Consider the following 5,167-nt stretch of genomic DNA (forward strand, 5'->3'; position numbering starts at 1 on the left):
CCTTCACGACCATTGACGAAATCTCTGATCTTATCGTCCTCTACATTGTAAATTCCGAAATCGATGTGATTATCGGTTCTATTACCTGGAGTGATAATCCAACCGACGACAGAACCAGCTTTTGATCTCGGAACCCCGATCATGTCATATACCTCATTCAAGAAGACATGACCCCGAGCCAGTAACAGATCATTGGCGTATGTCTGCTGACACTTCAAGAACAGAAGATTATACTCCGGCTCTTTTGACCACGATGTAGACAATGGATCGAAGAATCTCGCATAGACTGATGGGCCATCATCACCTACACGAGTAACCAGCTGCTTCTTACCCTGCTCATCAATGATCTCAACTTCTCTGCTGCCATGGCGAAACTCTCGGTCCTGATCTTCGCCATACTTGTCAACTACACGAGCTCTATACTCTTTGAATCCCTTGTCAAGAGCCGCGTATGCCGCGGTTACTGCTGCATACCTCTCATTGAGAATATTGTGAGAACGTGTCAGAGCAGCGATAGAAGCCCCACCCACTACAATCGACGGACCATAGAGCCTGATAATCTTCATACCAGCCTGGACATGAATGATTGCAATATCACGTTGACGATCATTCTCAGAGTAATCATCATGCACTAAATTCTTGGCCTTCTCAAGATCACTCTTCGTATCATCAAGAACATCTTGCATCTTCAAAGTCGCGCGACAAGCGAGAACAGTACTTCCAACAACACCGACAATACCGGCACCGAATAGCAGTGACGGTGAGTTCTTTTCAAGAATCAAAGAACGATGGGCAATCCCTTTGGAGATCACCTCTGGCACGAATCTCATAATTTTTCTCCTAAAATAATTGACCTTGTTCAGGCGGTTTCTCTTTTTCAGGTAACGGACTTGGATCTTGTAGGTTCTTCAAATATATCGCAACAATCTGATCGTCCGCCATCCTGTCTACTTGCGCAGCCCAATTTTGATTCGGGTACATCGCTTTTACCGCATCTCGAATCTGCGCGTTGTTCATTTCAATCTAGTGGCTGCGGTTCTGGAAGATCGAGTAGATAACCGCCACGAACTCGTGACACTCCAGCGCCTCGGAGATCTGTCCACCCCCACTTGTTATCGACGTGAGTTCCGGAAATGCCCACCAATTCGTATAAGTCTGCGACTGATGCGGATCCATATCGGCTCACCACTTCAAATAGACGATCAATGACTTCTTCTGCTTCTGTACGAGACGTCAACACAACTTCGTCGAAATCATGACGAGATCGTGCCATACGACTCATTGCTCGTTGAGGACTAGTTTGTCTACTCTGCATGGCATATCGATTGTAACTTACCAATCCAGTCGGACCACTTGCCGGTGGAGTTGATCCTGTCCTACGTCGAGAATCGCCATAAATCAACTTTTCGATACCCTGAGACAACACCTCAACGATTGTATCTTTAGCAGCAGGAATCAGTACATCAAATATAACGTAACGAGAAGCAGTCTTGGCATCGCCTGCGACGAATGTTTCTTGGAACTGTTTACGAAGCGGCTTCCTTCTCCGAACTGGATCCTCCGTTGTTACTCGTTTGATGTTTTTGGCTTCCTCCTGTAATCTTCTCTTACTCGCTTCACTATTAGGCGGATAATCAGGGATCTCCATATTTTCCTTGGTTAGAAAAAAGAAAAACTAAGAGCCCGTGTAAGGGGATCTTAGTTTGATCTTATCGATCTGACTTGTATTCGTTTGATTCTGTGTTCTGATTAAACTTCTCGGAAAACCAGTTAAAAGTCCGCTCAACCGCAACGTCTGTATACGGCTTCGCTCTGTAGGCGGCGTACTGACCAACAACCGTGCAACCGACCTTGACGGGGATACCATCAGTGTCGAGTGACGTGTGTTGTTCAACTTGCTGCTCTACGACCGAAGTCGTCTTCAACGCAACGATCATGCTGACTGCGTACTTGGCAATATCGAGCTTGGTCATCGGAAACATAACTTACTCCTAAAAGTTAGATTGGGTCTCATTATACGCATTGTTTTCTTCGCGAGCTACTCATCCACAATAACTATCTCGCCCGCGACGATCTTGTCTGTGAGTTCTTTCCCAGACAAACCTATTGCGTTAGCTTCAACCATTGTTATAGGTTTTGGCTCAACTTTTGGAGTTAAGACTTCAGCAGCTTGGTCAGCCATATCTGCTGGAATAATTCCGTTCATGAATTCGATAGCTGAATCAGTTACAGTGACCAATTCCATGAACAGTGTGGAATATGCTTCTGATGATTCAAACTCTTCACGCATAGTGGCATTTTTGATGAAGCGCTTGCCGTCCATCGACTTCCTGCCATACGACAGCAAGATGATCTTCTTGAATTCCTGGACAATAGCGTTTCTGTCATCAGTGGCAACGATTCTCTCCATTGCCGCAGAGAGACCACCTTCATGCCCCATCTCGAGCTCTACCAACTCTGCCTTGGACAGATGAAAGAAGAAGTCCTCCTTGACCTCTTCTCCGTTGAAGTCCGTGTACGTGATCGTCTTCTTTAGCACACCTCTCCTTTTACCAGAGTCGTGAATATTCGGGATGCGGCTGAGAGTCGAAGTCAATCGCGATGCATGGGCGCCCATCCGGGGACAGCACGGTTGAATATATGACTTCAGGATGATCATCGCATCTCCATCCGACATAATCTGAATATGCGGTTGGAGCCAATCCGATTAGATCGTAGAAGAAGCTCAGACTGGCGTAATCATGAGCAATGATTTCGTAATTGAGATTGTTCGAGGCCTGTCGAAGTTTCTCCATATCGCTCATGAAATATCGCCCCGTAAGCATGTCGTGACAGAGAACTTCTCCACCTCCGGCCATTACTACTTGAGATGTGGACGGCGGCTGGTTGGTGATTCGGTCCTGAGCGATCTCATCACGAACAGCTGTTTCCTGCTTCGCACCGATCTTCTCGACGACCTTCGCCTTGTATTCCTGGAATGCTCTCTCCGAGATACCCGAGGCAACTGTCAGAGCCGCGATCTTCTTCGACGCCGTGTGGTTCGACATGATAATGGCTGTGATCGTGGTGCAACCGACACTGATCGGAGGAATATAAAGCGGCCAGACCAGCTTGATCTTGTCCTTCGTCTCTATAGGAGGCTCGGGCTTGTCCTGCATCTCGGTTGCGATACGGCGAATGTTTTCGCGCTCGAGAATCTGTGCTGCTTTGAAAGATGCACGTCCCGTCAAATATGCAGTTGTGACTACACCGGTGACACCCATACCGGTGAGGAATGTGGTGGAATTAATGCCTGCCAACTTGTCCCTAAAGATTTCGGGAAGCATCACGCAGTCGCCTTTCAACATTTTCTATAGCTTGTTTATCACTACTAGAGGCAGATATAACTTCTACTGTTTTGGCATTTGGAAGGGTAACACGAACAAAACGTAAGAACGTCTTTTCCCTACGAAAGTGTATATAACGGGAGAGGAGTGCCTTCGTCGATTCATATACAACAACCCACACAAATGCCCCAAGAACTCCGTATAACACATAGTGCATTTCATCTCTTTCGCATTTCACGCACGAAGATCCAGATGAGCCAAAGGCCACCCGTCAGACCAACCATTAGGCAATCGCCTATAAAGTTCCAAAACCCATAGCGCTTGCGCTGTACATAGACGTTCATTATTGAGCCTTTCAATTAGGATGAAAAAAAGAAAGAGAAGTATCACTGTTTCTTGGTCCAGCGATCTAGCCACTCCAATTGCGGCGCCATCTCTCTCATTATAAGATATGTTTATCTTGCGAACTATTTCAGCTTGTTTTGCGCCGAGAGAATCGCAACCTGACGAAGCGTATCGGCCGCCATGTAGCAACCGATGAGAAACGCAACTCTTTTGGTGACTTCATCTGCGACTCTGGTGTAGTCGACAACTTCCCCAACTTCTGTGCCATCTGCAGCGAGCTCCTTGTCACTGACCATCTTCACAACAAAGGAACGATTTCTTAGCATAGTGTTCTTTCGTCGAAAATGAAAAAAAAAGAAAGAGGCTGAGGGGTCCGCCGAAAACCACAACTTTCACTCAGCTATAGGGGAGGGGTTGTACTCCCGCCATTCGCGTCTTATAATTGCATTATTTAGCAATCTCTTTCATTATACCACATGTAATTCCTGCGAGGAAAACTGAAAGCCCGCGTAGGGCTCCCAGCTTTAAGACTACTCGTCGTGGTAGCCTACAACCAATGTTTGTACTGGTGGCTCGCCAAGCACCTTGTACGAATCCTCAACCTTGGTCGTGATCTCGTTTGGGGAATTGATCTCGAAGACAAGATGTGTAGAAACATCTTTGAGCTCCGGACGAACTCCATCGTTCAAGAATGTAACCAGGTCAATGGTGTCCTCGTTGATGGCGAGATAGTACTTCTTGGTCATACGTACTCCTTTGGGTAGTGGTCTCGTTATACCCAGTGGAAATCTCGCGAGGAAAAAGGAAAGCACCAGTTTGTGGTACTCTCCTTTGGACTTACTTTGCAACAGCCTGCTTTGCGGCTTCGAGGTTCAACTTCGCGGTCTCGAGGTTGATCACTTGGGTCTTGACGCCGAGGTAGAGGGAGTAAGCGCAGATGCCAGTCGGGATTCCGTAGAATCCTGTGACAGCAATGCCCTTACCCATCTTCTTCAGCTTCGAAAACTTGGGGGTCTTCTCGGTCCGGTCAATGTTGTTCTCGTTCTGCATAACAGCTCCTTAAACATAGTAGGGTCTCATTATAAGCTATGTAAATTCTGCGAAAAACTAAACCCCGCGTTAACGGGGCTTAGGATTATTGAATCTTACTTCTTTGAAATATTGTCCTCTTGTCATTCCATTGCAGAAATGCCAACTGCTTGGAGAACCATCATCTTCCTTGGTAGTGAACGTTGCCTGCTTGGTCTCATAGTTAACACTCAAAAATGCATAGATGTCAACGCCAAATTCGGCGGCGTCCATCAGTTCATATTTGAGATAATCAACATTGAGATCAAACATGGCAATGTCAGTCTCAAGGGTTTTGTAATTCTCTTCAGTTATCTTGGCTGCATATGTAACAATCATTTGATAATACTCCTAAATAGTAGGGTCTCATTATAAGCGAAGTAATATCTGCGACCTTGCAGCAAAATCTCCCCCCGGGGATTTTTGGG

10 protein-coding genes are annotated in these 5,167 nt (G+C 46.3%); all 10 read right to left on the minus strand.

What is annotated here, in order from left to right; genetic code table 11:
- A partial coding sequence (locus VH187_RS16550) for a DUF6353 family protein (RefSeq protein ID WP_329702556.1) occupies positions 1–830 on the minus strand: 830 nt, incomplete at its 3' end.
- A gap of 10 nt (positions 831–840) precedes the next feature.
- Positions 841–1,017 carry a hypothetical protein gene (locus VH187_RS16555; protein WP_329702557.1) on the minus strand — a complete coding sequence of 59 codons (177 nt, stop codon included), beginning with the start codon at positions 1,015–1,017 and terminating at the stop codon, positions 841–843.
- Position 1,018: 1 nt separating this feature from the next.
- Positions 1,019–1,648, minus strand: a complete 630-nt coding sequence (locus tag VH187_RS16560) for a hypothetical protein (protein ID WP_329702558.1) — start codon at positions 1,646–1,648, stop codon at positions 1,019–1,021.
- Positions 1,649–1,709: 61 nt separating this feature from the next.
- Positions 1,710–1,982 carry a hypothetical protein gene (locus VH187_RS16565; protein ID WP_329702559.1) on the minus strand — a complete coding sequence of 91 codons (273 nt, stop codon included), beginning with the start codon at positions 1,980–1,982 and terminating at the stop codon, positions 1,710–1,712.
- Between the two features lie 56 nt (positions 1,983–2,038).
- The gene (locus VH187_RS16570) at positions 2,039–2,539 is read right to left on the minus strand and encodes a hypothetical protein (protein ID WP_329702560.1); all 501 of its coding nucleotides are present in this window, start codon (positions 2,537–2,539) and stop codon (positions 2,039–2,041) included.
- Between the two features lie 10 nt (positions 2,540–2,549).
- Entirely contained in the window at positions 2,550–3,347 is a 798-nt protein-coding gene (locus VH187_RS16575) for a DUF6353 family protein (protein ID WP_329702561.1), read from the minus strand.
- A gap of 446 nt (positions 3,348–3,793) precedes the next feature.
- Complete coding sequence (locus VH187_RS16580; protein WP_329702562.1) at positions 3,794–3,997, minus strand: hypothetical protein; 204 nt, start codon at positions 3,995–3,997, stop codon at positions 3,794–3,796.
- Positions 3,998–4,201: 204 nt separating this feature from the next.
- Positions 4,202–4,417 carry a hypothetical protein gene (locus tag VH187_RS16585; protein WP_329702563.1) on the minus strand — a complete coding sequence of 72 codons (216 nt, stop codon included), beginning with the start codon at positions 4,415–4,417 and terminating at the stop codon, positions 4,202–4,204.
- Between the two features lie 91 nt (positions 4,418–4,508).
- Entirely contained in the window at positions 4,509–4,721 is a 213-nt protein-coding gene (locus VH187_RS16590; RefSeq protein ID WP_329702564.1) for a hypothetical protein, read from the minus strand.
- 69 nt (positions 4,722–4,790) lie between these two features.
- A complete protein-coding gene (locus VH187_RS16595) occupies positions 4,791–5,078 on the minus strand; it encodes a hypothetical protein (protein WP_329702565.1) in 288 nt (95 codons plus the stop codon).
- Positions 5,079–5,167 lie beyond the last annotated feature (89 nt).

This window comes from Scandinavium sp., from assembly GCF_036271055.1.
Taxonomy (GTDB): Bacteria; Pseudomonadota; Gammaproteobacteria; order Enterobacterales; family Enterobacteriaceae; genus Scandinavium.

Excerpts from the sequence above, each read along its gene's own strand:
- VH187_RS16595 (WP_329702565.1), bottom strand. The coding sequence starts at position 5,078 with ATGATTGTTACATATGCAGCCAAGATAACTGAAGAGAATTACAAAACC.
- VH187_RS16565 (WP_329702559.1), bottom strand. The coding sequence starts at position 1,982 with ATGTTTCCGATGACCAAGCTCGATATTGCCAAGTACGCAGTCAGCATG.
- VH187_RS16560 (WP_329702558.1), bottom strand. The coding sequence starts at position 1,648 with ATGGAGATCCCTGATTATCCGCCTAATAGTGAAGCGAGTAAGAGAAGA.
- VH187_RS16555 (WP_329702557.1), bottom strand. The coding sequence starts at position 1,017 with ATGAACAACGCGCAGATTCGAGATGCGGTAAAAGCGATGTACCCGAAT.
- VH187_RS16585 (WP_329702563.1), bottom strand. The coding sequence starts at position 4,417 with ATGACCAAGAAGTACTATCTCGCCATCAACGAGGACACCATTGACCTG.
- VH187_RS16590 (WP_329702564.1), bottom strand. The coding sequence starts at position 4,721 with ATGCAGAACGAGAACAACATTGACCGGACCGAGAAGACCCCCAAGTTT.
- VH187_RS16580 (WP_329702562.1), bottom strand. The coding sequence starts at position 3,997 with ATGCTAAGAAATCGTTCCTTTGTTGTGAAGATGGTCAGTGACAAGGAG.
- VH187_RS16575 (WP_329702561.1), bottom strand. The coding sequence starts at position 3,347 with ATGTTGAAAGGCGACTGCGTGATGCTTCCCGAAATCTTTAGGGACAAG.